The following is a 23,750-nucleotide window of genomic DNA, read 5'->3' as shown; positions in this document are numbered from 1 at the left end:
TCGTTGCTGACGGTTCTATCGGAGGCGGCGCGGCATTCAGGCCGCCAGCGCCTCGCACTGCGCGCGGCCGAACAGCAGGCGCTGGCGCATCGCGCCGACCGGCGCACCGCGCTGGATCAGGTCGAAGTACCAGGGGCCGTCCTGCACGTCGCCGTACAGCACCGCGCCGACCAGGCGGCCGTCCTGCAATACCAGCCGCTTGTAGACGCCGCGGCGCGCGTCGCGCATGACCAGGTCCTCGCTGCCCGCGCCGCCGATGAAGTCGCCGGCGGAGTACAGGTCCACGCCCGTCACCTTGAGCTTGGTGGCGGTGGCCTGCTGCACGTAGCGGCGGTGCCCGGCGCCGGCCAGGTGGGCGGCGGCCACGCGGGCCTGGTCCCAGATCGGCGCCACCAGGCCGAAGGTGGCCTGGCGGTGCTGCACGCATTCGCCCACGGCGTACACGCGCGGATCGTAGGTCTGCAGCGTGTCGTCCACCACGATGGCGCGCTCGCAGTGCAGGCCGGCCTGCCGCGCCAGTTCGATGTTGGGCCGCACGCCCGCGGTCATCACCACCAGGTCGGCGGGGACGCTGGTGCCGTCCTTGAAGCGCACGCCGGTCACGCGCGTCTCGCCGAGGATGGCGCTGGTATGCGCGTTGAGCAGGAAGCGCAGGCCCTTGCGCTCCAGCGCCTGCTTGAGCAGGGCCGAGGCGGGCGCGTCGAGCTGGCGGTCCATCAGGCTGCCGGTGACGTGCACCACGCTGACTTCCATGCCCTGGCGCATCAGGCCGTTGGCGGCTTCCAGGCCCAGCAGGCCGCCGCCGATCACCACCGCGTGGCGGTGGTCGCGCGCCGCGGCCAGCATGGTTTCCACGTCCTGGATGTCGCGAAAGGCGATCACGCCGTCGAGCTGATGGCCCGGCACCGGGATGATGAAGGGTTTGGAGCCGGTCGCCAGCAGCAGGCGGTCGTAGCGTACCTCGCGGCCCGACTGCGAGCGCACCATGCGGCGCGCGCGGTCGATGGCCACCACCGGGTCGCCGGCTAGTAGCTCGATGCCGTTCTGCGCATACCACTCGCGCGTGTTGAGCATGATGTCGGCGATGGTCTTCTCGCCGGCCAGCACCGGCGAGAGCAGGATGCGGTTGTAGTTGCCGTGCGGCTCGGCGCCGAACACGGTGATGTCGTAGAGGTCGGGCGCCAGCTTGAGCAGTTCCTCGACCGTGCGCATGCCGGCCATGCCGTTGCCGACCACCACCAGGCGGGGCTTGGGGCTGGCGCTCATGCGGCCACCCACACCTTGCCGTCGTGGACGCGCGCCGGGTAGGCCGCCACGGAATGCTCGGGCGCCTCCAGGCATTCGCCGGTGCGCAGGTCGAAGTGCTGCTTGTAGATCGGCGAGGCCACCACCACGCGCTCGCCCAGGCTGCCGACCAGCCCGCGCGACAGCACCGCGGCGTGGGAGTTGGGGTCGTAGTTGGCGATGGCGAAGACCTGCTCGGCCTCGCCCGCGCCGACGCGGAACACGGCGATCTGCGCCTGGTCCACCAGCGCGCACACGCCGGTATTGGGCACGATGTCGCGCAGGGCGCAGACGGCGGTCCAGGTCTCGGGCTGGCGGGCTTGGCTCATGCTTGTTCTCCTTGGGTCTGGCGCGGTGGGGTGGGTGGCTCGGGCGGGGCGGCTCAGGCGGCCTTGACGACGGTCACGGGGATCTGTTCGATCCGGGAGCGATGCAAGATCCGTTCCTCGGGCGTGGCCGGGCGGACCTGGCCGCGCTCCTCCATGAACACCAGGTTGTCGTCGCGCAGGTCGCTGTTGACGAAGTGGCGGAAGCGCTTGCGCGTCTCCGGGTTGGTCACGGCCAGCTTCCATTCGTCCTCGTAGGTGTCCACCACGTGCTGCATCTGCGCTTCCAGTTCGGCGCCGATGCCCAGGCTGTCCTCCAGCACCACCGCCTTGAGGTAGTCCAGGCCGCCTTCGAGGTTGTCGCGCCAGGTGCTGGTGCGCTGCAGGCGGTCGGCGGTGCGCACGTAGAACATCAGGAAGCGGTCCACGTAGCGCAGCAGCGCGGCGCGGTCCAGGTCGCTGGCCAGCAGCTCGGCGTGGCGCGGCTTCATGCCGCCGTTGCCGCACACGTACAGGTTCCAGCCGCGCTCGGTGGCGATGATGCCCACGTCCTTGCCCTGCGCCTCGGCGCATTCGCGCGTGCAGCCGGACACGCCGAACTTGATCTTGTGCGGCGCGCGCAGGCCCTTGTAGCGGTTCTCGATCTCGATGGCCAGGCCGACCGAGTCGTCCACGCCGTAGCGGCACCACGTCGAGCCCACGCACGACTTCACCGTGCGCAGCGACTTGCCGTAGGCGTGGCCCGACTCGAAGCCGGCCGCGATCAGTTCTTCCCAGATCATCGGCAGCTCTTCCAGGCGCGCGCCGAACATGTCGACGCGCGCGCCGCCGGTGATCTTGGTGTAGAGGCCGTATTTCTTGGCCACCTGGCCCACCGCGATCAGGCCGTCGGGCGTGACTTCGCCGCCCGGCATGCGCGGCACCACCGAGTAGGTGCCGTCCTTCTGGATGTTGCCGAGGAAGTAGTCGTTCGAGTCCTGCAGGCTGGCGTGCTCTTCCTTGAGCACGAACTCGTTCCAGCACGAGGCCAGGATGTTCGCCACGGTGGGCTTGCAGATGTCGCAGCCCAGGCCCTTGCCGTGCGCGGCCAGCAGCTCGCCGAAGCTCCTGAAGCCGCCCACGCGCACCAGGTGGTAGAGCTCCTGGCGCGAATAGGCGAAGTGCTCGCACAGGTGGTTGTTGACCGCCAGGCCCTGCTTCTTCATCTCGGCCTTCATCACCTGCGTGACCAGCGGCACGCAGCCGCCGCAGGTGCTGCCGGCCTTGGTGCAGCTCTTGAGCGCGCCGATGGTGGCGGCGCCGTCGCGCACGGCGGCGCAGATGTCGCCCTTGGAGACGTTGTTGCACGAGCAGATCTGCGCGGCGTCGGGCAGCGCGTCGGCGCCCAGCGCCGGCCTGGCCTGGCCGTCGGAGGACGGCAGGATCAGGAATTCGGGCGACTCGGGCAGCTCGATCTTGTTGAGCATCATCTGCAGCAGCGTGCCGTATTCCTCGGCGTCGCCGACCAGCACGCCGCCCAGCAGGTACTTGCCGCAGTCGGACACCACCAGCTTCTTGTAGACCTGCTTGCGCTCGTCGGTGAACTGGTAGGCGCGCGCGCCGGGCGCGCTGCCGTGCGGGTCGCCCAGGCTGGCCACGTCCACGCCCATCAGCTTGAGCTTGGTGCTCATGTCGGCGCCGGCGAACTCGGCCTGGTGGCCCAGCAGGTGCTTCGCCGCCACGCGCGCCATCTCGTAGCCGGGCGCGACCAGCCCGTAGATCTTGCCTTGCCACAGCGCGCATTCGCCGATGGCGTAGACGTCCGGGTCGGAGGTCAGGCACTGGTTGTCCACGGCGATGCCGCCGCGCTCGCCCACTGCCAGGCCGGCCGCGCGCGCCAGTTCGTCGCGCGGGCGGATACCGGCGGAGAACACGATCATGTCGGTCTCCAGGTGGCTGCCGTCGGCGAAGTTCATGCGGTGCGTGCCGGCCTCGCCGTCGACGATCTCCACGGTGTTCTTGCGCGTGTGCGCGGTCACGCCCAGGTCTTCGATCTTCCGGCGCAGCATCTCGCCGCCGCCGTCGTCCACCTGCACCGCCATCAGGCGCGGGGCGAACTCCACCACGTGGGTCTGCAGGCCCATGTCGCGCAGCGCCTTGGCGCATTCCAGCCCGAGCAAGCCGCCGCCGATGACCACGCCGGTCCGCGCGCGCGCGCCGCATTCCTGCATGGCTTCGAGGTCTTCGATGGTGCGGTAGACGAAGCAGTCCTTGCGGTCCTTGCCCGGCAGCGGCGGCACGAACGGATAGGAGCCGGTGGCGATGACGAGCTTGTCGTAGGGCAGCGTCTCGCCGGTGGAAATGCTGACCGTCCTGGCCGCGCGGTCGATGCCGGTGGCGCGCGCGTTCAGGCGCAGCAGCATGTTGCTGCGCTCGAAGAAACCGGCCTCCACCAGCGACAGGTCCTCGGCGGACTTGCCGGCGAAGAATTCCGACAGGTGTACGCGGTCGTAGGCCGGGCGCGGCTCCTCGCACAGCACCGTGACCTCGATGTCCTGCGAGCCGGCCTCGGCCAGGCTTTCCAGGAATTTGTGGCCGACCATGCCGTGGCCGATGACGATCAGTTTCATGATGGTTTCCTTGTTCTGTGGGGCCGGGGCCTTGCTGTGCTTCTTGTCGTTCCGCGCGGCTCAGGAGCCGGCCAGCGCGTTGTCGAACAGGGCCTGCTCGCTGGCCTTGTGCTCGGCGGAGAAGCGCACGGCGATGGCGCACAGGGCCGAGACCAGCGCGGCCGCGCCGAGCACCGTCAGGGTCTGCTGCAGGTTGCCGCCCAGGCCCTTCATCAGGAAGCCAGCCGCGACCGCGCCCACGTTGCCGCCGGCGCCGATGATGCCGGCCACGCCACCGAGCGCCTTGCGGTCGATGAACGGCACCAGCGCGTAGGTGGCGCCGCACGCCATGTGGGTGAACAGGCCGAAGGCCAGCATGGCTACCACCGCCGCCACCACGCTGTGCGCCTGGGCGAACCACAGCAGGCCCAGGCCTTCGCCGAGGATCAGCACGAACAGCAGCATCGAGCGCGCGTCGAGGCCGCGGCGCAGCGCCGCCTTGTCCGACAGCCAGCCGCCCAGCGCGCGCGCGAACAGCGCCAGCAGGCCGAAGCTGGCGGCGGCCAGGCCGGCGCTGCCCAGCGACAGGCCGAAGTGGTCCACGTAGTAGGTGGCGGCCACGTTGTGGATGAAGATCTCCACGCCGAAGCAGGCGCCGTAGGTGATGAACAGCATCCACACGCGGTAGTTGGCGCTGGCCGCGGCGAAGCTGGCCCAGCCGCCTTTCTTGCCGCTGTCCACGGCGATGCCTTGCTTGCGCAGCGCGATGAAGTCGCCCTGCGGGCAGTCCTGGGTGAACTTCCAGTACAGCACGGCCACCACCAGCATCAGCACGCCCGGCACCAGCAGCGCGAGGCGCCAGCCCAGCGCGTGGTTCACGCCCAGCATCAGGATCGCGCCCAGCAGCAGCGGCATGGTCGCCTGCGCGGCGCCGCCGCCGGCGTTGCCCCAGCCCGCGGCCGCGGCGTTGGCGGTGCCGACCACGTTGGGCGCGAACATCACCGAGGTGTGGTATTGCGTGATGACGAAGCTCGCGCCGACCGCGCCGATCAGCAGGCGGAAGAACAGGAAGGCTTCGTAGCTCTGCGCCATCGCCACGCCCAGCACCGGGATCGCGCCGAGCGCCAGCAGGCCGGTATAGGTGCGGCGCGGGCCGAAGCGGTCGCACAGCGGGCCCACCACCAGGCGCACCAGGATGGTCACCGCCACCGCGGCGATGTTGATGTTGGCGATCTGGTCGGGCGTCAGGCCGAACTCGCCCTTGAGCACCGGCATCAGCGGCGCGCAGGCGAACCACGCGAAAAAGCACACGAAGAATGCCATCCACGTCAGGTGGAAGGCGCGCATCTGCGGCGTGCGCAGGCTCAGCAGTTCGATGCGGGTGGCTTTGCCGGTCATCATGGCTCCAGACTCCAGAAAAACAAATGGCGTCCCGCGAGCCGGTCATGAAGACAGGATCAGGGGACGCCGTTGTCCTGGCGGCATCGGTAAAGACCGCTGTCGCCGTGTGTGGGGGGAGCGGGCCGCCGTTGGTCCGCTCGCGTTCTGTTGAGCAAGCGGCGTGCCAGCGGCGGATGTGATGGCGAGCGGGGCTTCTGGCGGGAAAGGGCGCTTCGGCGGCGGCGGCCGTGCGCCGCCTTGGGGCAGCCGCGGCGGCGCGGCACGGTCATGGTGCGGTGCAGTGAACGAGGGCGGTGCGCGGCGCCGCCGCGCGGCTCAGGCGCCGGCCGCGGCGGTGCGCCCGTCGTCGGCGGCGGCGGGAGGGGCTTCGCGCGGTACCCGGCTGAGCTCGATGTCGTTGGGCCGCACCAGCGCGTCCATGTCGTCGACCAGCGCGGCGCGCACGTGGCGGCCCTGGGGCGTGAGCAATGCCACCGGGCCTCGCCCGTGGGGCGCCAGGTGGCGGTCGCCCCATTGCAGCAGGCCCACGAGCACCGGCAGCAGCTCGACGGCGGCGCGCGTGGGGCGGTACTCGAAGCGCTCGCGCTCGCCGGGCTCCTTGTAGCCGACCTTGCGCAGGATGCCGGCCTCGGTCAGCGTCCGGAGGCGCGCGGACAGCACGGCGGGCGAGCATTGCAGCCGCGCGAGAAAGTCGTCGAAGCGCCGGATGCCGTGGAACACGTCGCGCAGGATCAGGATCGTCCACTTCTCGCCGATCAGGTTGAGCGTGGCGGCAATCGAGCAGTGCTGGAGGTCTTCGGCGGTGGGTCGCATGCAAACTAGCATAGCACCCTGACTTCATTTGCAAAAGTCAGGGTATAGCCTATACTCCTGACTATTAAAAATGTAGTCAGGAGTCGCCGATGCCCTCGTCGCAACCACCCGCCGCCGCGGCCGGATGCCCGCAATGCGCCCAGGGCTGGCAACTGGCCGGCGGCGAGCGGGTGGTGGTGCGCGCCGTGCGCGCGGCCGACGCGGCGCGCGAGCGCGCCTTCGTCCAGGCGCTGTCGCGCGAGAGCCGCTATTACCGCTTCCTCACCGGCGGGCGGGTGTCCGACGAGGTGATCAGCCGGTTCATCCATGACGAGGACGGCCTCGCGCTGGTGGTCACGGCGGAGGTGGCGGGCGAGCCGGTCATCGTCGCCAACGGCAACTATGTCGTCACCGCCGCCGGCGTGGCGGAGTTCGCGGTGGCGGTGGCCGACGACTGGCAGGGCAAGGGCCTGGGCCGCCGGCTGATCGCGCGCCTGCGCGATGCCGCGGCCGGCGCGGGCCTGCGCCTGCTGCGCGGCGACGTGCTCAGCGAGAACCGCCGCATGCTGGCGCTGATGCGGGAGTTCGGCTTCTCCAGCCGGCGCAACCCGGAAGACGTCATGCTGCACGAGGTCACGCTGGTGCTGCGCGGCGGCGGGCTGAGCGGCAACGCAGACTGGCTTACGCCGGCACCGTGTCGCGGCGGCGCGTGCCGGCCGTGACCGTGCAGCCGACCGAGGCGATGATGATGCTGGCGATGGCCAGCCACTGCTGCGCGCTCAGCGTCTCGTGCAGGAACACCAGCCCGGCCAGCGCGCCCATCGCCGGCTCCATGCTCAGCAGGATGCCGAAGGTCCGGCGCGGCAGGCGCTTGAGCGCCACCATCTCCAGCGAATAGGGAATCGCGCTCGACAGCAGGCCCACCGCCAGCCCCGCCAGCAGCAGCGCCGGGCTGAACATGGCCGTGCCGGTGTGCGCGAGGCCGAACGGCAGCACCACCAGCGCCGCCACGGTCAGGCCCAGCGAAGTGGCCTGCCCGCCATGCGCGTTGCCGGCCATCTGGCCGAATATGATGTACAGCGCCCAGCCCACCCCCGCCGCCAGCGCGTAGCCGATGCCCACCGGATCGAGCGTGCCCACGTTCTGCCCGAGCGGCAGCAGCAGCAACAGGCCCGCCACGGCAAACGCGATCCACAGGAAGTCGATGGCCCTGCGCGACGACGACACCGCCACCGCCAGCGGCCCGGTGAACTCGATGGCGATGGCCAGCCCGAGCGGCACCGTGCGCAGCGCCATGTAGAACAGCAGGTTGGTGGCGCCCAGCGCCGCGCCGTACAGCGCGATCGCGCGCGCGTTGGCCCGGCTCAGCGGCAGCCGCCACGGCCGCCACACGCACAGCAGGATCAGCGCGGAAAAGCCCACGCGCAGCGCGGTGGTGCCCTGGGCGCCGGCCGCGGCGAACAGGGTCTTGGCGAACGAGGTGCCGATGCACAGCGAGGCCATCGACCCGACCAGTGCCAGCACGGCAACGAGGGTTGTGCTTTGTTTCAGTCGGTTCAGCGGCAATTGCGAGTCTCGGGAAGGGGGTGTCCTGGCAGCCGGCGGGCCGGCAGGCGGCGGCGAGGCCTGCATCTTGAACGATCTTGCCGGCGCTGGCTAGGACATGTGCAGCATGGCGGACCCGGCCCACCCGCGCCGCGCACCGGGTGGTCCGCGCCGCCGGTGCGTGCCGAGGCGCCGCATGGCGCTGGCGGCCGAGGAGGGCGATGTCTATGTTGAAGGAGAGCGCCGGCATGGCCGGCCCCGCCACCGCCTTCAGGAGAACTCCGATGGCATCCTCCGCCTCTCCCCGCCGCGTCGCGATCACCGGCGCGGCCGGCGCGCTCGGCCGCGCCGTCGCCGGGGCCTTTGCCGACGAAGGCGACCGCCTGGCCCTGATCGACCTCGACGCCGAAACGCTGCGCGCGCACGCGCCGGTGGCGCAGGCCGCCGGCTGGCACCTGCCGCTCGGCGCCGACGTGACCTCGCCGGACAGCATGGCGCAGGCCGCGCGCGCCATCCTCGACGCCTTCGGCGGCCTCGACGTGCTGGTGCACGTGGCCGGCGGCTTCGAGATGGGCGAGCCCGCGCACGCGCTGAGCCGCGAGTCGTGGCTGCGCATGATGGACCTCAATGCGTGGTCGCTGGTGGCCGTGACCCGGCACTTCATTCCCGCCATGCTGGCGCAGCACGCCGGCAAGGTGGTCGCCGTGTCCGCGCGCGGCGCGGCCAGCGGCGCCGCCGCGATGGGCGCCTATTGCGCCTCCAAGAGCGCGCTGCAGCGCCTGGTGGAAAGCCTGTCGCACGAAGTCCGGCAGGCCGGCATCAACGTCAACAGCATCGCGCCCGGCATTCTCGACACGCCCGCCAACCGGCGCGCCATGCCCCATGCGGACACGGCCGCCTGGGTGTCGACGGCCGCGGCCGCGCGCGCGGTGCTGTTCCTGGCGTCGGACGGCGCGCAGGCCATCCACGGGCAGCATCTGGTGCTGGACGGGTTGAGCTAGGCCGGCGCCGGCGCCGCGTTCCTCACGCCGGTCCGGGCCGTGCCAGCGGCAGGGTCGCCAGCCGTTCCAGCACCACGGCGCGCATGCCCGCCGGCGCCGGCAACTGTTCCAGCAGCGCGGGCCAGCGCTCGTGCGCCATCGCCACCGCGTCTTTCGCGGCGGCGGTGGCGATGCGCTCGGCGACCCTGGCCGCGCGCGCGAACTCGCGGTAGGTCTGCAGGGTCTGCGCGCGCTGCTGGCGGTCGATGGCGACGTTCTGGCCGAAGCCGGCAAAGCCCGGCAGGGCGGCCACGCTGACGATGTCGTAGGCCGGCGACAGCTCGGCGGCGATGCCGTTGCGGTACAGGAACGAGAAGTTCCTGAGATGGGCGTCGCTGTTGCCCAGCAGCGTGTTGACGGCCTGGCGGATGAAGAACTGGCGCACGTCCTCGATGCCGCGCACGCTCAGGCGCTCCAGCAGTTGCACCAGCGCGGCGTAGGCCTCGGGGCCGGCGTACTTGCGGCTGGGCATGCGCGTGAGCACCTGGCAGCCGTCCTCGGCGTGCACGCGGCCGCCCGGCTCGCGGTCGAAGCGGTCCACGGCGAGGAAATGCAGACCGGCGCCGAGCGCCTCGGGCAGGCCTTCCACCTCGATGGCGGCCAGCGGCACCGGCCGGCACGGCGCCACCGCCACGCCGGCGGCCTGCGCCAGCTGCATGGCGGCGTACTCGTTGAAGACCTGGCTGTCGTCGTTGCGCGCGGGCAGCTTGGCGATCAGGTCGGAGAGGCGCCCGTGCGTGGGCAGCGTGTAGCGCCTGCCGGCCTGCGCGGTGGACAGCGCGAGCTTGTTCTGCACGCCCGAGACCGAGGCCGCGCCTTCGGTGGCGCCTTCGATCACGGCGATCTCGAGGTTGTCGGCGCCGCCGGTCACGCCCACGGTGCGCACGTGCCCGGGCAGCGTGTCGAGCGGGGCCGGGCGTATCACCACGGCGCCGGGCAGGTCGTCGCCGGCGGCGGCCAGGATGCCGAAGTCGTCGCGGTCCCCGGCGTGCTGGCGGGTGGCTTCCAGGCGCCTGCGCAGCTCGCTCTCGGGCAGCAGCCCGGCGAAGTAGGGCGGCAAGGCGCCGTTGGTGTTGTAGAGCGCCGGATGGAACGGGTTGGAGAGCACGGTGGCGGTCAGCGCCTCGTTGCCGGGGAAGGTCAGCGACAGGCTCAGCGTGGGCCGCAGCGGATCGCCGCGGAACGCTTCGGCCGGCACGAAGCGGCAGGTGCGCTCGACCTCGCACAGATGCCCACACAGCACGCCGTGCAGATGGACTTCGAGGTAGCGGGGCCGCAGGCCGGGGCTCACGGCTGCGGCTCCAGGAACATTTCCACCGAGGTGCGGGCGTCGCGGTCGGGCCCGCTGTCCTTGCCTTCGAGCAGGCGCCGCACCGCCAGCAGGTGCTCGCGCGGCACCAGCACCCATTCCGCGTCGAGCGCGGCGCCGATGGCCTCCAGCGTGGAGGCGCGCACGTCGCTCCTGCCGCTCAGCGCGGTGGTCAGGTTCGATGGCGCCATGCCGATCAGGCGTGCCACCTCCGCCAGGGAAGCCTTGCGCGCGGCGCGGCGCGCCTGCAACTGTGCTTGGAATGATGCCATGACATAGTTTTAGCTGAATATATATGTCATAGCATAGCAGATGGCCGGACGGATTTATGCTATTCCATAATTTTGTTATTTAAAATATGTCATAACATAATGCGCCGGGATGTGATGCCGCGGACGCGGGCAGGCCGGTCCTCGGCCGGCGCTCGCCGCCGGCGCGGCGGTGGGCTCTCGCGCGCCGTGGCGATGGCGGGCGGGGAAAGCCCTGGGTTCCGGCCGCCGGTGCCGCGCGCCGCCCACGCCGGCGGCCGGTAGCGGCGGCGCCCGGTGGCAGGGAACCGGCGGCGCCGGGGCGCTACGCCGCGCGGCCGTGCACGGCCGGCTGGCCCGGCGCCCGGCGGAAGACCCCGAGCTCGTCCGGCGCGCACTGCGCGATCAGCCCGGTTTCCCACGCCAGGTAGGCGCGCGCCGCCTCGTGGTTGCCCTCGTGGCGGTCGTGCACGAAGAACAGGAAGTCGATGCGCGCCGCCGCCGGCAGCGGCGCCGGCCGCACCGCCTGGGGCAGGCCCGCGGCCAGCCAGGTGTCGTAGCCCTGCGCCAGCCGGTACACATGGGTGTAGCCCTCGGCGAGCAGGTCGTGGCCGGCCAGGCTGGCCACGCGCGGGTCGGCGGCGATCAGGATGACCGGCCGGCCCGGCTCGGCGCCGAGCTCGCCGAGCGTGCGCGGCAGGCGCGGGCGGATCGACCAGACCGCGCCGTCGGCGTGGCCGCGCCCGTAGGCGGCGCTGTCGCGCAGGTCGATCGCGATGGCGTCGGGCGCCTCGGCATGCAGCGCGCGCAGCAGGCTGGCGTCGAGCACCGGCAGCTTGCGGGCGGACAGGGGCCGCGGCGGCGCGCTCACCTTGAGCGCCGCGTCGACGCCGTCGGCCAGCACCGCGCTTTCGTAGCCCAGCTGGTACAGCCAGCTTGCCACCACCGGCGCGCGCACGCCGTCGTCGTCGAACACGATCACGCGCGCGCCGCGCACGCCGACGTACTGGTCGGTGGCCTGGATCAACTGGCCGCCGGGCGCATGCGTGGCGCCGTCGATGGTGCCCGCGGCGAATTCCTCGGCGGTGCGGATGTCGAGCAGGAAGGTGGTGCGCCCGGCATCGTCGAGCCATTGCTGGGCCTGCGTGGCCGACAGCGCGGGCAGGCCGAAGCGCAGCAGCAGCCGCGCCGAGCGCGCGCGCGCCGCGGCCAGCGCGGCGGCATCCGGCGCCGGCGGATAGCGGCGCTGGCTGCCGTGCTCCAGCGCGTGGCCCGCGAGATACCAGCCCTGGGTGCCGTTTTCCAGCGCCAGCACCGGGTTCGGCAGGCCGAGGTTGCGCAGGGTCTGGGCGCCGATGATGCTGCGCGTGCGGCCCGCGCAGTGCACCACCACGGTGGTCCGCGCGTCGGGCACCAGCGCGTCCAGGCGCAGCGCCAGCTCGCCGTTGGGCAGGCTGCTGGCGCCGGGGATCGTCATCTTCTGGTGCTCTTCGAAGGTGCGGCCGTCCACCAGCACCAGCCTCTCGCCGGCCGCGCGCCGCGCCACCAGTTGGTCCGCGCTCAGGCGCGGCGTGTGGTGCCAGTGCTCGACCAGTTCGCCGAAGGTCTTGGAGGGCACGTTGACGCCCTTGAACAGCGTATAGCCGGCCGCGGCCCAGGCCGGCGCGCCGCCCGCGAGCAGGGTCACATCGCCGTAACCGAGCTGCGCCAGCCGCTGCGCGGCGCGCGCGGCCACGCCGTCGCCATCGTCGAGCAGCACGATGCGCTCGGCCAGGCGCGGCGCCAGGCGCCCGACGTCCAGCTCCAGCCGGCTATAGGGCAGCGGCACGGCGAAGAACGGATGGCCTTCGCCATACTGGCCGTGCTCGCGCACGTCGAACAGCGCCAGGGGCTGGCCGTCGTTGAGCCAGCCGCGCAGCGTGGCGGCATCGATGGATCGGGTCATGGCGGGCTCCTGGGGGCTGGGATGGACGGCGCTTCAGGCCGCGGCCTGGGCCGGGACCTGTTCGCTGCGGTTCATCTGGGTGGTGTTGTAGTTGACGATGCGGCCGGTCTCCGGCTCGATGCCGATGCGCCCGGTCAGCGCTTCCAGCGGGCGGCCGTAGAGGTGGAAATGCAGCGTGGGCGCGTCGCCCACCACGTGGATGCTGTGGATGTCCTGCGGCAGGAAGGCGATCGGCGCGCCGGGGCGCACCACCTGCTCGCGCTCCAGCGCCAGCGCGGCGCGGGCGGGATCGCTGCCGTCGTCGGTGCGGCGGTAGACGCGGTTCAGCTCGTCGCCCTGCACGGCCACGATCACCGCCCAGGTGTCGTGGTTGTGCGGGATGGTCTTCTTGCCGGGAACGATGGAGTTCAGGTACAGCGCCGGCAACTGGCCTTCCTCGCTCAGGCGGTAGCGCGTGGAGGTGGCGGTGCCGTCGGCGGGCGGCGGGAAATCGGCGAAGCCGAACAACGCCTTCTTGTCGGCCAGCGCCTGCAGGGCGTGGGTCACGCGCTCGAGCGTGGCGCGGTCCACGTCGCGCTGGCTGGTGAGGGCGCGGACTTCGGCAAGGGTGGTGGCGACGGCGGCGCTGCGCTGGCTCTGGATGGTCATCTGGGGGAATCCTCGTTCTGATCGGCAGGCCTCCACTCTACGGAGTGCGCGGCGGCGGTTGAAAGAACAATATCGCCGATGCATATGCGGTTTTGCCGCCAGGCCCCAGTCGGGCGGGCGCCGCGCTTCGCATTTCCAATGACGGAAAGATTCGTTGCCGCGGCGCCTGCCCGGCTCTTAGAGTTGGGCGCAAGCCGGTCCGGGCAAGCCCCGGGGGCCAGCCATTGCCGGGCCCCGTTCCCGGAACGGAGACCGCACATGAGCCAGACCCTGCACGAACGCCTGCAACCCTATCCCACGGAGAAACTGGCGGCGCTGGCGGCACAGACGCCGCTGCGCACCAGCCTGCCGCCGATCAGCTTCAGCTGGGGCGAGCCGCGCCATGCCACGCCACGCTTCATCGAGGAAGCGCTGGCGCGGCACGCCGGCGAGATCGGCCGCTATCCCAAGGTGCCCGGCAGCGACGCGCTGCGCGAGGCCATCGCCGCCTGGATCGCGCGCCGCCACGGCGTGGGCGACCTGGACCCGGCGCGCGAGATCGTGCCGGTCAACGGCGCCAAGGACGGGTTGTTCAGCCTGGCGCAGGCCGTGCTCGGCGCCAGCCGCCCGCGCGAGGGCGCGCCGGTGGTGCTGGTCAGCAATCCCGGCTACCAGGTGTACGAGGGCGCGGCGCTGCTGGCCGGCGCCGAGCCTTATTACATCGACACCGCGCGCGGGCTGGTGGCCGCGCTGGACGCGGTGCCGGCCGAGGTCTGGCCGCGCGTGCGGCTGTGCTACCTGTGCTCGCCGGACAATCCGTCCGGGCGCGTCTATCCGCTGGAAGACTGGGCCCACGTGCTGGCGCTGTCCGAGCGCCACGGCTTCCACGTGGTCTCCGACGAGTGCTACTCCGAACTGTATTTCGACGAGGCCGCGCCGCCGCTCGGCGCGCTGGCCGCCGCGCAGGCGCTGGGCCGGGACCGCCGCCGCCTGCTGGCGGTGGCGAGCCTGTCCAAGCGCTCCAACGCGCCCGGCCTGCGCTCCGGTTTCGTCGCCGGCGACGCCGACGTGCTGGCGCGGCTGCGCCAGTACCGCAGCTATTCCGGCGGCGTGCTGAACCCGGCCGTGCAGGGCGCCAGCCTCGCCGCGTGGCGCGACGAGGCGCACGTGGTGGAGAACCGCCGCCTGTACCGCGAGAAGTTCGATTTCGCCGTGCCGCGCCTGCGCCAGGTGGCGCGGCTGGAAGCGCCGCAGGCGGGTTTCTTCGCGTGGCTCGACATCCGCGCCAGCGGGCTGGACGACGTGGCCTTCACGCGCCTGCTACTGGCCGAGCAGAACCTCGCCGTGGTGCCCGGCACCTTCCTCGCGCGCACGGTCGACGGCCACAACCCCGGCGTGGGCCATGTCCGCATCGCGCTGGTCGCCAGCCCCGAGGAATGCGCGCAGGGCGTGGAACGCCTCGTGAGCCTGCTGCGCGGGTTGCAGCCGGCCGCTGCCTGAGCGCGCGCGGCTTGTTGCCGCCTTGCCGTATCCGACGATCTCCTTTTTCTTCTCCGCCATGACCATCACCGACCTGACCCAGACCTTTGCCGACGACCCCGCCGCCGCGCGCGCGGACCATCCGCGGGTAAGCCCGGCCGCGCTCAAGGATGCCATCGCCGGCGGCGGCGAGCTGGCCGTGCTGGACGCGCGCGAGGAGGGCGCCTTCTCACGCGCGCACCTGCTGTTCGCCGTGCCCGCGCCGCTGGGCCGGCTCGAAACCGTGATCGACCGCCTGGTGCCGCGCCGGAACACGCGCATCGTGGTGACGGACCTGGCCGAGGACCTCGCCCACGCCGCCGCCGGCAAGCTGCTGCGCTTCGGCTACATCGACGTCTCGGTGCTGGCCGGCGGCACGCGCGCGTGGCAGGCCGCCGGGTACGAAGTGTTCAGCGGCACCAACGTGCCCAGCAAGGCTTTCGGCGAAGTCATCGAGCACGAGCTGCACACGCCGTGGATCACCGCCGAGGCGCTGCGCCTGCACCAGCAGCGCGGCGACAACGTGGTGGTGGTGGACAGCCGCCCGTTCAGCGAATTCCAGAACATGAGCATTCCCGGCGCGGTGGACTGCCCCGGCGCCGAGCTGGTCTACCGCATCGGCGAGATCGCGCCCGACCCGGACACGCTGGTGGTGGTCAACTGCGCGGGCCGCACGCGCAGCATCGTCGGCGCGCAGACGCTGATCAACGCCGGCATTCCCAACCGCGTGGTGTCGCTCAAGGACGGCACGATGGCATGGCTGCTGGCCGGCTACGCGCTCGACCACGGCCAGACCCGCTTCGCCCCGCAGCCCGGCGACGCCGCGCAGGCCACGGCGCGCGAGCGCGCCGCCCGCGTGGCCGGACGCGCCGGCGTGCGGCACATCGACGCCGCGCAACTGGCCGCGTTCGAGCAGCAGGCGCACGAGCGCACGCTGTACCGCTTCGACGTGCGCTCGCCCGAGGAATACGCCGCCGGCCACCTGCCGGGCTGGCGCAGCGCGCCCGGCGGGCAGCTGGTGCAGGCCACCGACGCCTACGCCGGCACCCGCCGCGCCCGCATCGTGCTGGCCGACTGGGACGGCGTGCGCGCGCAGACCACGGCGGCATGGCTGGCCCAGTTCAGCGGGCACGAGGTGTTCCTGTTCCGCGCCGATCCGCGCGCCGCGCGCGAGGCCGGGCCCGAGCCGGTGCGCGTGCTGCGCACCTCGGCCGCCGAGGCGCCGTGGATCGAGGCGGCTTCGCTGTCCGCGCTGCAGGCGCGCGGCGGCGTGACGGTGGCCGACGTCGACAGCAGCCTGGCCTTCCGCCGCGGCCACATTCCCGGCGCCTGGTTCGCCACGCCGGAAAAGGCGGCGCTGGTGCTGGACCACGCCGGCCCGGCCGACGTGATCGTCGTCACCTCCGCCGACGGCGTGCTGGCGCAGGTGGTGGCCGCGGCGCTGCGCCACGCCAGCGGGCGCGACGTGCGCGCGCTGCTCGGCGGCAACGCGCGCTGGCAGGCGCTGGGGCTGCCGGCCGAAGCCGCGCCGGCCGGCTCCGCCGCCGCCGCGCGCGTGCTGACCGGCGACGAGGATGCCTGGTACAGCGCCTACGCCTACGAAGACGAAGGCCGGCGCAAGGCCGAGATGCATGCCTACCTGAACTGGGAAATCGGGCTGGTGGACCAGCTCGGGCGCGATGGCGATCTGGCGGTGAAGCTGGTGGACTATCGCAAGGCCTGAAAGGTACAAAAGCCCTGGGGGTTTGTTTCCCTCACCGCAACGAAATCCCCGAAGCCGCGATCACCGCCGCATAGCGCGGCATGTCCTTCGACAGCGTGGCATCGAGTTCCTGCGCCGTCGATCCCACCACCACGTAGCCCGCGTCTTCCAGCTGGCTGCGCGTGGCCGGCACGCTGAGCACGGCGGCCACGTCGCGGCTGATGCGCTCCACCACCGGCGTGGGCGTGGCGGCCGGCGCGATCAGGCCCTGCCAGCTTTCCACGGCGAAGCCGGCGGCGCCGGCCTCGGCCATCGTCGGCACCTGCGGCAGCGCCTTCGAGCGATAGGGCGTGGTGACGGCCAGCGCCGTCAGGCGCCCGGCGCGCACGTAGTCGGTGACGGCGGCGAGCGTGATGAGGGTGGCGTCGATATGGCCGCCGAGCAGGTCCACCGTGGCCGGCGCGCCGCCCGCATACGGGATGTAGTTGACGCGGATGCCGGCCTGGCGCGACAGCATCTCGTGCGCGACGTGGGCGATGCCGCCGTTGCCGGGCAGGCCCAGCGTCACCTCTCCGGGTTTCCTGCGGGCCAGCGCCAGGTAGTCCTGGAACGTGCGCACGCCGAGGTCCGGGCGCGCCACCAGGATCTGCGGGTTGACGACCGCCTTGCTCACGCCGCGGAACGCATGGGCCGTGTCGTAGGGCAGCGTCTTGAACAGCGAGGCGTTGAGCGTCACGCCCTCGCCGCCGAGCAGCAGGGTGTAGCCGTCGGCCCTGGCCCTGGCCACCTGCGCGGCGCCGAGCGTGCCGCTGGCGCCGGCCACGTTTTCCACCACCACCGGCTGGCCCCATTTCTCGCCGAGCTTGAGCGCCAGCGTGCGCGCGAGCTTGTCGGCGCTGCCGCCGGCGGCAACCGGCACCACGATGCGCACGGCGTGCGCGGGAAAGGCGTCGGCCTCGGTGGCCGCGGGCGCGGCGTGCGCGCGCAGCAGCAGCGGGGCGCCGGCGATGGCGGCGGCGCCGAGGCCGATGAAGGTGCGAAAGAGAGTGCGGCGTTGCATGGCGTTGCGGCCCCGGCGCGTTGCCGGGACGTGCGGGATGGAAGGAGGAGGAACAGCTTAGGAACGCACCCCGCCGGCGGCCAACGAATCTTTCCGCGCATGGTTATGCGGCGTGCCCGGTGGCAACGCGCGGCGCATAACGATTGCCTCTTTTATTCGTTCCGTGGCATCGGGCCTTTGCGTACAGTTGGTCGACCGCACCGGCTGCCGCGCGCTGGCCGGCGCGCGGCATGACGACACGCATAACAACCAGAAGCACACCATGACACGCAATCTTTCGCCACGGTCGCCGCGTTGGCCGGCCCTTGCCGCCGCCTTGCTGGCCGGCACCTTCCTCGCCGGCGCCGCGCATGCGGACGCCACGCTCGACAAGATCCGCCAGCGCGGCAAGATCGTGGTCGGCGTGATGCTGTCCGGCAGCGCCTTCGGCTCGATCGACCCCGCCACGCAGAAGCCGGTCGGCTTCAACGCGGACCTCGCGCAGGACCTCGCGAAGCAGCTCAACGTGGAGCTGGAGACGGTGCAGGTGCAGCCGTCCAACCGCGTGCAGTTCCTGCAGCAGGGCAAGGTCGACGTGCTGATCGCGTCGATGGAATACACCCCCGAGCGCGGCGAGCAGCTCGGCTACGTGCCCACGCCGTACTACCGCGTGGGCGGTGCCGTGATCGTGCCCAAGCAGAGCGACATCAAGCGCTGGGAAGACCTCAAGGGCAAGACCGTGTGCATCTCGCAGGGCAGCAGCTATACACGCCCGGTGCAGGTGGAGTACGGCGCGATCCCGAAGGGCTTCAAGGGCTCGTCCGAGTCCCTGCTGGCGCTGCGCGGCGACAACTGCGCCGGCGCCGTGCACGACAACACGCTGCTGCAGCCGCTGGTGCGCGGCAACCCGGAATGGCAGAACTACCGCATCGTGCTGCCCGAGCTGAACCCCGCGCCCACGGTGATCTGGACGCGCAAGGGCGAGCAGGACACCATCCAGGCGGTCGAGCGCGTGGTGCAGGGCTGGCACCGCAGCGGCTGGCTGATCGGCACCGAGAAGAAGAACGGCATCCTGCCGCCGTCGCCTTCGCTCACCGAGCTGCATGACAAGTTCAAGGGCGGCCGCGGCTGATGGATGCCGCGATCACCGCACTGATCGCGGGGGCGCGCCACCTCGGCCTGAACTACGCCTTCCTGGCCGACGCCTATGACCGCGGCGCCTTCGTGCACGGCGCCTGGGTCACGCTGGAGCTGGTGCTGTGCACGCTGGCCGGCAGCCTGGTCGCGGGCGTGGCGCTGGCCGCCGCGCTGACCTCGCGCCACGCGCTGGTGGCCGGCGCCACGCGCGCGTTCGTCGAGGTCACGCGCAATACGCCGACGCTGGTGCAGCTCTACTGCGCCTTCCTGGTGCTCAACATGCTGATCACCCACGCCTTGCAGGACGCGCAGCGCAGCAACCCGCTCACGCCGTTCCTGTGGGTGGTGGTGGTGCTGTCGCTGCACAAGGGCGTGTTCCACGCCGAGGCCCTGCGCGCCGGCATCGAGGCGGTGCCCAAGGTCACGCTGGAGGCGGCGGCGTCGCTCGGCTTCGACCGCCGCACGCTGCTGTGGCGCGTGCAGCTGCCGCTGGCGCTGCGCTTCGCGCTGCCGGCGCTGGTCAACAACTCGGTGGAGCTGGTCAAGGCCACCGCGGTGGCGTCGGCCATCGCCGTGGGCGACATCACCTACGCCTCGATCATGATCTGGACCCAGCGCGACAACGTGCTGGAACTGATGGTGCTGTTGCTGCTGTTCTTCGGCGTGCTGACCTGGGTGGTCAGCCGGGCCGGCAACTGGCTCGAACTCCGACTGAGGATGCCCGGCTATGGCAACCGCTGATTCAAGCCTGCCGCGCGCCGGCATCGCCTGGCCCGCGGCGCGGCGCTTCTCCGGCCTGTTGTGGCTGCTGCCGCTGGCCGCGCTGGCGGTGGCGGCCAGCCGCCATCCCGACCTCGCGCGCGCGCTGGCCGGCGCGTGGCAGTGGTCGCCGGCGCTGCTGCGCGGCTTCCTGGTCAACATCGGCGTGAGCGTGCTGGCGATCGCGCTGGGCACCGCCGGCGGGCTGCTGGTGGGCGCGCTGCGGCTGTCGCCGGTGGCGCTGCTGGCGCGGCCCGCGCACTGGTACGTGCAGGTGTTCCGCAACGCGCCGTGGCTGGTGCTGATCTATTTCTCCACCTACGTGTTCCCGTTCGAGATCAACATCGGCCGCCACATCCTGCCGTTCCCGGACTGGTTCAAGGTGGTGGTGGGGCTGGCGCTGCCGGCCAGCGCCAACGTGGCCGAGGTGCTGCGCGGCGCGGTGCAGTCGATCCCGCTCACGCAGTGGGAGGCGGCCAGCTCGATGGCGTTCTCGCGCCGGCAGATCCTGCGCCTGATCATCGTGCCGCAGTGCGTGCGGCGCATGCTGCCGCCGTGGATGAACCTCTACGCCACGCTGACGATGGGCACCGCGCTGGCTTCGCTGGTGGGCGTGCACGACCTGCTCGACACCGCGCAGATCGCCAGCAATACCGTCAACCAGACTGCCTTCACCGTGCTGATCTACTTCGTCGTGATGGCGATGTTCTTCGCCTGGTGCTACCCGATCTCGCGCTTCACCCGTTATCTGGAACAAAAACATGCTGTTGCCTGAACATGCCGACGGCCCTGCGCTGGCTACGCTCCCCGCGCCGGCCGCGCCGCTGGTCGCCCTGCGCGACGTGCACCTGTCCTTCGGCGGCAACGCGGTGCTCAAGGGCATCGACCTCGACGTGCGGCGCGGGCAGGCGGTGTCCATCATCGGGCCGTCCGGCTCGGGCAAATCCACCATCCTGCGCTGCATCACCGGGCTGCTGGAGCCGCAGCAGGGCAGCGTGACCGTGGGCGGCGTGGCGGTGCGCGAGCTGCGCGGCGAGGCCGAGCGCATCGCGCTGCGCAAGCGCGTGGGTTTCGTCTTCCAGCAGTACAACCTGTTCCCGCACCTGACCGTGCTGCAGAACCTCACCATCGCGCCGCTGCGTGTGCTGGGGCGCGGCCGCGCGCAGGCCGAGGACACCGCCATCGAGCTGCTGCGCAAGGTGCGCCTGGCCGACAAGGCCGGCGCCTACCCGGGTGAGCTGTCCGGCGGCCAGCAGCAGCGCGTGGCGATCGCGCGCGCGCTGGCGATGGAGCCCGAGCTGATCCTGTTTGACGAAGTCACCTCCGCGCTCGACCCCGAAACCGTGGGCGAAGTGCTGACCGTGATCGGCGACCTCGTGGAAGAAGGCCTGACCTGCCTGCTGGTCACGCACGAGATGCGCTTTGCCGAGGAAATCAGCGACGAGGTGTATTTCACCGAGGGCGGGCGCATCGTCGAGCATGGCCCGGCGCGCCGCATCTTCAGCGCGCCCGGCAGCGAGCGCACGCGCGCCTTCCTCAACCGCGCGCTCGGTGCCCAGGCGCGCCCGCCCGCCGATCCCTTCGTCGTCAGCTTCGACAAGCTGCGCTTCGCCATCTGAGCCACACCCGCATCCACCACCGAGCACCATGAGCCACCATCGCGATACCCAGCTGATCCACGCCGGCACGCCGCCGTTTACCGACGGGCACGGCCCGGTCAACGTGCCGGTGGTGCGCACCAGCACCGTGCGCTTCGAGAGCACCGCCGCCTACGACGACATCCGCGCCCGCCACGCGCGCGGCGAGCGCGTCAGTTCCTACGGGCGCCAGGGCATGGACACGCACCGCGCGCTGGAGGATGCGCTGGCCGCGCTCGAAGGCGGCAGCCGCACCTTCCTGGCGCCCTCGGGGCTGGCAGCGATCTCGCTGGTGTTCGTGGCGCTGCTGTCGCCGGGCGATCACGCGCTGGTGGCCGACAGCGTCTACGCGCCGGTGCGCCGGCTGGACCAGTCGCTGCTGCGCCGGCTCGGCATCGAGCTGACCTATTTCTCGCCGTCGCGGGATGACCTGGAGACGCTGATCCGCCCCAACACGCGGCTGCTGTACCTGGAGTCGCCCAGCTCGCTGCTGTACGAAGTGCTGGACCTGCCGCGCCTGTCGCAGATCGCGCACCGGTATGGCGTGACCGTGGCCACCGACAACACCTGGGCTTCGGGCCACCTGCTGCAGCCGCTCGCGCTGGGCGTGGACGTCTCGGTGCTGGCCTCGACCAAGTACGTCAGCGGCCATTCGGACCTGATGCAGGGCGCGGTGGTGGTCAAGGACGAAGCGCTGGCGCGCCGCATCGCCGAGACCTACGACAGTTTCGGCCTGGCCATCAGCGCGGACGATGCCTACCTCGCGCTGCGCGGCATCCGCACCCTGGCGGTGCGGCTGGCCCAGCACCAGCGCAACGCGCTGGCGGTGGCGCAGTTCCTGGAAGGGCACGAGGCCGTGGGCCGCGTGTTCCATCCCGCGCTGCCGTCCGACCCGGGCCACGCGCTGTGGCGGCGCGATTTCTCGGGCGCCAACGGGCTGGTGTCGTTCACGCTGCCGGGCGCCGACGCGGCGGCGGCGAACGCGCTGGTCGACGCGCTGGCGCTGTTCGGGCTCGGCGCTTCCTGGGGCGGTTATGAAAGCCTGGCGCAGGTGGCGGCGCGGGAACGGCTGGCCGAGCATTCCTACTGGCGCGGCAGCGAGCCGGTGATCCGGCTGCACGTGGGACTGGAGGCGGCGGCGGACCTGATCGCGGATCTGGAGCAGGGACTGGCGGCGACGCAGCGCCAGGCGGCGCGGCCGCGCGCGGCGGCCTGAGGCCGCGGGAAAAGAGGAGGCGGGGGCCGGCTCGCGGCTGTCATCCGCCTCCAAAGAAGCCGGCGTCATCGTGCGCCGGCTTCCAGTACGCGGTCGCGGGCCGCGGCCGTCAGATCGCCCATCCGCCCGCGTAGAACACCGCCAGCGCCAGCGCGATGCCCACCGTGCCCACGTTGAGCTTGCGGAATTCGCCGGCCACCACGCGGCCGATCACCAGTGTGCAGAAGCCCAGCATGATGCCGGTGACGATATTGCAGGTCAGCACGATGAACACCGCGCACACCAGGCCGGCCATCGCGTCGACCAGATCGTCCATATGCAGCTTGCCGACGCTGCCGAGCATCAGCAGGCCGACATACATCAGCGCGGGCGCGGTGGCATAGGACGGCACCAGCGCGGCCAGCGGCGAGAAGAAGATCACCGCCAGGAACAGCAGGCCCACCACCACCGCGGCGAGGCCCGTCTTGGCGCCGGCGGCCACCCCCACGCTCGATTCGATGTAGGCCGCGGCCGGCGCGCCGCCGAAGCACGCCGAGAAGATCGAGCTGAGCGAATCGGCGGTCAGCGCGCGGCCGCCGTTGGGGATCCGGCCCTTCTCGTCGAGCTGGCCGGCCTGCCCGGCCACGGCGCGGATGGTGCCGGTGGCGTCGAACACGGCGGTCATCACCAGCGCCAGCACGCTCGGCAGCACCGCCAGCGAGAGCGCGCCCTTGATGTCCATCGCGCCGATCAGCGAGGCGTGCCCCGGCGCGCTCAGCGCGGGCAGCGCGAACACGCCGCCGAACCTGACCGCGGGGTCGAAGGCCAGCCCCAGCGCCGAGATGGCGACGATCACCAGCAGGATGCCGCCCGGCACGCGGCGCCGCTCCAGCCCGAAGATGGCGGCCAGCCCGACGATCGACATCACCACCGGGAAGGCCGTGATCTTGCCCAGCGAGACCGGCAGGCCGGCGCCGGCGTTCTTCACCACCAGGCCCACGTCGCTGGAGGCGATCAGCAGCAGGAACAGGCCGATGCCGATGCCGGTGCCGTGCGCCACGCCGGCCGGCAGGTTGCGCAGGATCCACGCGCGCACGCCGGTGACGGAAATCGCGGTGAACACCACGCCCATCAGGAAGATCGCGCCAAGCGCCACCGCCGGCGACAGGCCCTGGCCCAGCACCAGCCCGAACGCGGTGAACGCGGTCAGCGAGATGGCGCAGCCGATGGCGATCGGCAGCCGCGCCCACATGCCCATCAGCAGCGAGCCGAAGGCCGCGGTCAGGCAGGTCGCGACGAACACCGCGCTGGTGTCGAAGCCCGCCTTGCCGAGCATGCCCGGCACCACGAAGACCGAGTAGACCATCGCCATGAACGTGGTCACGCCGGCCACGGCCTCGCGGCGGCCGGTGCTGCCGCGCGCGCTGATCTGGAAATACTTGTCGAGGAATCCGTTGACCTCGATGGCTTCGATCGCATCGACGGCCTTGGCCTCGACGGCATCGGTGCCGGGGAAGGGCTGCTCAAGCATGGCGGAGTGTCTCCTTTGTGGTGCGCCGGGGCGGTGGCGTCGCCACTCGCATCCGGGCTGTCTCGCTTTGTTTTCGTCGTCGCCGGGCGGGTGCGGCGGCACAGGCCGGTTGCCTGTGCCGCGCGCT

General features: G+C 71.6%; 21 protein-coding genes. 9 read left to right on the top strand and 12 right to left on the bottom strand.

Annotated features, from left to right (window positions below):
- Positions 1–36 precede the first annotated feature (36 nt).
- The 5 genes from AC3WXD_RS04855 to AC3WXD_RS04835 form a co-directional block, all read right to left on the bottom strand.
- The gene (locus AC3WXD_RS04855; protein WP_059411504.1) at positions 37–1,266 is read right to left on the bottom strand and encodes an NAD(P)/FAD-dependent oxidoreductase; all 1,230 of its coding nucleotides are present in this window, start codon (positions 1,264–1,266) and stop codon (positions 37–39) included.
- Positions 1,263–1,613, bottom strand: a complete 351-nt coding sequence (gene nirD, locus AC3WXD_RS04850; protein ID WP_020201054.1) for a nitrite reductase small subunit NirD — start codon at positions 1,611–1,613, stop codon at positions 1,263–1,265. Before nirD ends, AC3WXD_RS04855 begins: the two co-directional genes overlap by 4 nt.
- Before the next feature lie 53 nt (positions 1,614–1,666).
- On the bottom strand, positions 1,667–4,219 hold the full coding sequence (nirB, locus tag AC3WXD_RS04845; protein WP_492323164.1) for a nitrite reductase large subunit NirB: 2,553 nt from the start codon (positions 4,217–4,219) through the stop codon (positions 1,667–1,669).
- 60 nt (positions 4,220–4,279) lie between these two features.
- Positions 4,280–5,596, bottom strand: coding sequence for an MFS transporter (locus tag AC3WXD_RS04840; RefSeq protein ID WP_492323358.1), 1,317 nt, complete (start codon positions 5,594–5,596; stop codon positions 4,280–4,282).
- Between the two features lie 318 nt (positions 5,597–5,914).
- Positions 5,915–6,412 (bottom strand): winged helix-turn-helix transcriptional regulator, encoded by a 498-nt coding sequence (locus AC3WXD_RS04835; RefSeq protein ID WP_492323163.1) that lies wholly within the window; start codon positions 6,410–6,412, stop codon positions 5,915–5,917.
- An 89-nt stretch (positions 6,413–6,501) separates the two neighbouring features.
- Here AC3WXD_RS04835 and AC3WXD_RS04830 point away from each other — a divergent pair, with 89 nt between their 5' ends.
- Complete coding sequence (locus AC3WXD_RS04830) at positions 6,502–7,113, top strand: GNAT family N-acetyltransferase (RefSeq protein ID WP_492323162.1); 612 nt, start codon at positions 6,502–6,504, stop codon at positions 7,111–7,113.
- On the opposite strand, the gene AC3WXD_RS04825 is transcribed toward AC3WXD_RS04830, so the two are convergent.
- Positions 7,073–7,957, bottom strand: a complete 885-nt coding sequence (locus tag AC3WXD_RS04825; RefSeq protein WP_492323161.1) for an EamA family transporter — start codon at positions 7,955–7,957, stop codon at positions 7,073–7,075. The two genes, AC3WXD_RS04830 and AC3WXD_RS04825, sit on opposite strands and share 41 nt — an antisense overlap.
- 263 nt (positions 7,958–8,220) lie before the next feature.
- On the opposite strand from AC3WXD_RS04825, the gene AC3WXD_RS04820 reads away from it, so the two are divergent.
- The gene (locus AC3WXD_RS04820) at positions 8,221–8,937 is read left to right on the top strand and encodes an SDR family oxidoreductase (protein ID WP_492323160.1); all 717 of its coding nucleotides are present in this window, start codon (positions 8,221–8,223) and stop codon (positions 8,935–8,937) included.
- Between the two features lie 22 nt (positions 8,938–8,959).
- Here the strand turns inward: AC3WXD_RS04820 and AC3WXD_RS04815 are convergent, their stop codons facing one another.
- The 4 genes from AC3WXD_RS04815 to AC3WXD_RS04800 form a co-directional block, all read right to left on the bottom strand.
- On the bottom strand, positions 8,960–10,267 hold the full coding sequence (locus AC3WXD_RS04815) for a type II toxin-antitoxin system HipA family toxin (protein WP_059411508.1): 1,308 nt from the start codon (positions 10,265–10,267) through the stop codon (positions 8,960–8,962).
- Positions 10,264–10,557: a helix-turn-helix domain-containing protein gene (locus AC3WXD_RS04810; protein ID WP_029043197.1), complete on the bottom strand. Its 294-nt coding sequence runs from the start codon at positions 10,555–10,557 to the stop codon at positions 10,264–10,266. The genes AC3WXD_RS04815 and AC3WXD_RS04810 overlap by 4 nt, the downstream gene beginning before the upstream one ends.
- A gap of 301 nt (positions 10,558–10,858) precedes the next feature.
- The gene (locus tag AC3WXD_RS04805; RefSeq protein WP_492323159.1) at positions 10,859–12,478 is read right to left on the bottom strand and encodes a rhodanese-like domain-containing protein; all 1,620 of its coding nucleotides are present in this window, start codon (positions 12,476–12,478) and stop codon (positions 10,859–10,861) included.
- A gap of 33 nt (positions 12,479–12,511) precedes the next feature.
- Positions 12,512–13,126: a cysteine dioxygenase family protein gene (locus AC3WXD_RS04800; protein ID WP_059411510.1), complete on the bottom strand. Its 615-nt coding sequence runs from the start codon at positions 13,124–13,126 to the stop codon at positions 12,512–12,514.
- A 258-nt stretch (positions 13,127–13,384) separates the two neighbouring features.
- Between AC3WXD_RS04800 and dapC the strand changes: the two genes are divergently transcribed.
- Together dapC and AC3WXD_RS04790 are read left to right on the top strand one after the other, a co-directional pair.
- Positions 13,385–14,605 carry a succinyldiaminopimelate transaminase gene (dapC, locus tag AC3WXD_RS04795; RefSeq protein ID WP_059411511.1) on the top strand — a complete coding sequence of 407 codons (1,221 nt, stop codon included), beginning with the start codon at positions 13,385–13,387 and terminating at the stop codon, positions 14,603–14,605.
- Positions 14,606–14,663: 58 nt separating this feature from the next.
- A complete protein-coding gene (locus AC3WXD_RS04790) occupies positions 14,664–16,346 on the top strand; it encodes a rhodanese-like domain-containing protein (RefSeq protein WP_492323158.1) in 1,683 nt (560 codons plus the stop codon).
- A 31-nt stretch (positions 16,347–16,377) separates the two neighbouring features.
- Here the strand turns inward: AC3WXD_RS04790 and AC3WXD_RS04785 are convergent, their stop codons facing one another.
- On the bottom strand, positions 16,378–17,385 hold the full coding sequence (locus AC3WXD_RS04785; protein WP_020201067.1) for a tripartite tricarboxylate transporter substrate binding protein: 1,008 nt from the start codon (positions 17,383–17,385) through the stop codon (positions 16,378–16,380).
- A gap of 262 nt (positions 17,386–17,647) precedes the next feature.
- Between AC3WXD_RS04785 and AC3WXD_RS04780 the strand changes: the two genes are divergently transcribed.
- From AC3WXD_RS04780 to metC, 5 genes are read left to right on the top strand one after another with little or no spacing between them, the layout of a single operon-like run.
- On the top strand, positions 17,648–18,496 hold the full coding sequence (locus AC3WXD_RS04780) for a transporter substrate-binding domain-containing protein (RefSeq protein ID WP_492323157.1): 849 nt from the start codon (positions 17,648–17,650) through the stop codon (positions 18,494–18,496).
- A complete protein-coding gene (locus AC3WXD_RS04775; RefSeq protein ID WP_492323156.1) occupies positions 18,496–19,242 on the top strand; it encodes an amino acid ABC transporter permease in 747 nt (248 codons plus the stop codon). Before AC3WXD_RS04780 ends, AC3WXD_RS04775 begins: the two co-directional genes overlap by 1 nt.
- A complete protein-coding gene (locus AC3WXD_RS04770; RefSeq protein ID WP_020201070.1) occupies positions 19,229–20,035 on the top strand; it encodes an amino acid ABC transporter permease in 807 nt (268 codons plus the stop codon). Before AC3WXD_RS04775 ends, AC3WXD_RS04770 begins: the two co-directional genes overlap by 14 nt.
- Positions 20,022–20,879 carry an amino acid ABC transporter ATP-binding protein gene (locus AC3WXD_RS04765; RefSeq protein WP_020201071.1) on the top strand — a complete coding sequence of 286 codons (858 nt, stop codon included), beginning with the start codon at positions 20,022–20,024 and terminating at the stop codon, positions 20,877–20,879. The genes AC3WXD_RS04770 and AC3WXD_RS04765 overlap by 14 nt, the downstream gene beginning before the upstream one ends.
- A gap of 28 nt (positions 20,880–20,907) precedes the next feature.
- The gene (gene metC / locus AC3WXD_RS04760; RefSeq protein WP_492323155.1) at positions 20,908–22,113 is read left to right on the top strand and encodes a cystathionine beta-lyase; all 1,206 of its coding nucleotides are present in this window, start codon (positions 20,908–20,910) and stop codon (positions 22,111–22,113) included.
- A gap of 109 nt (positions 22,114–22,222) precedes the next feature.
- On the opposite strand, the gene AC3WXD_RS04755 is transcribed toward metC, so the two are convergent.
- Complete coding sequence (locus tag AC3WXD_RS04755) at positions 22,223–23,623, bottom strand: NCS2 family permease (protein WP_020201073.1); 1,401 nt, start codon at positions 23,621–23,623, stop codon at positions 22,223–22,225.
- Positions 23,624–23,750 lie beyond the last annotated feature (127 nt).

This window comes from Cupriavidus sp. FW216-B1, from assembly GCF_058789195.1.
This window is presented reverse-complemented; position numbering and strand designations above follow the sequence as displayed.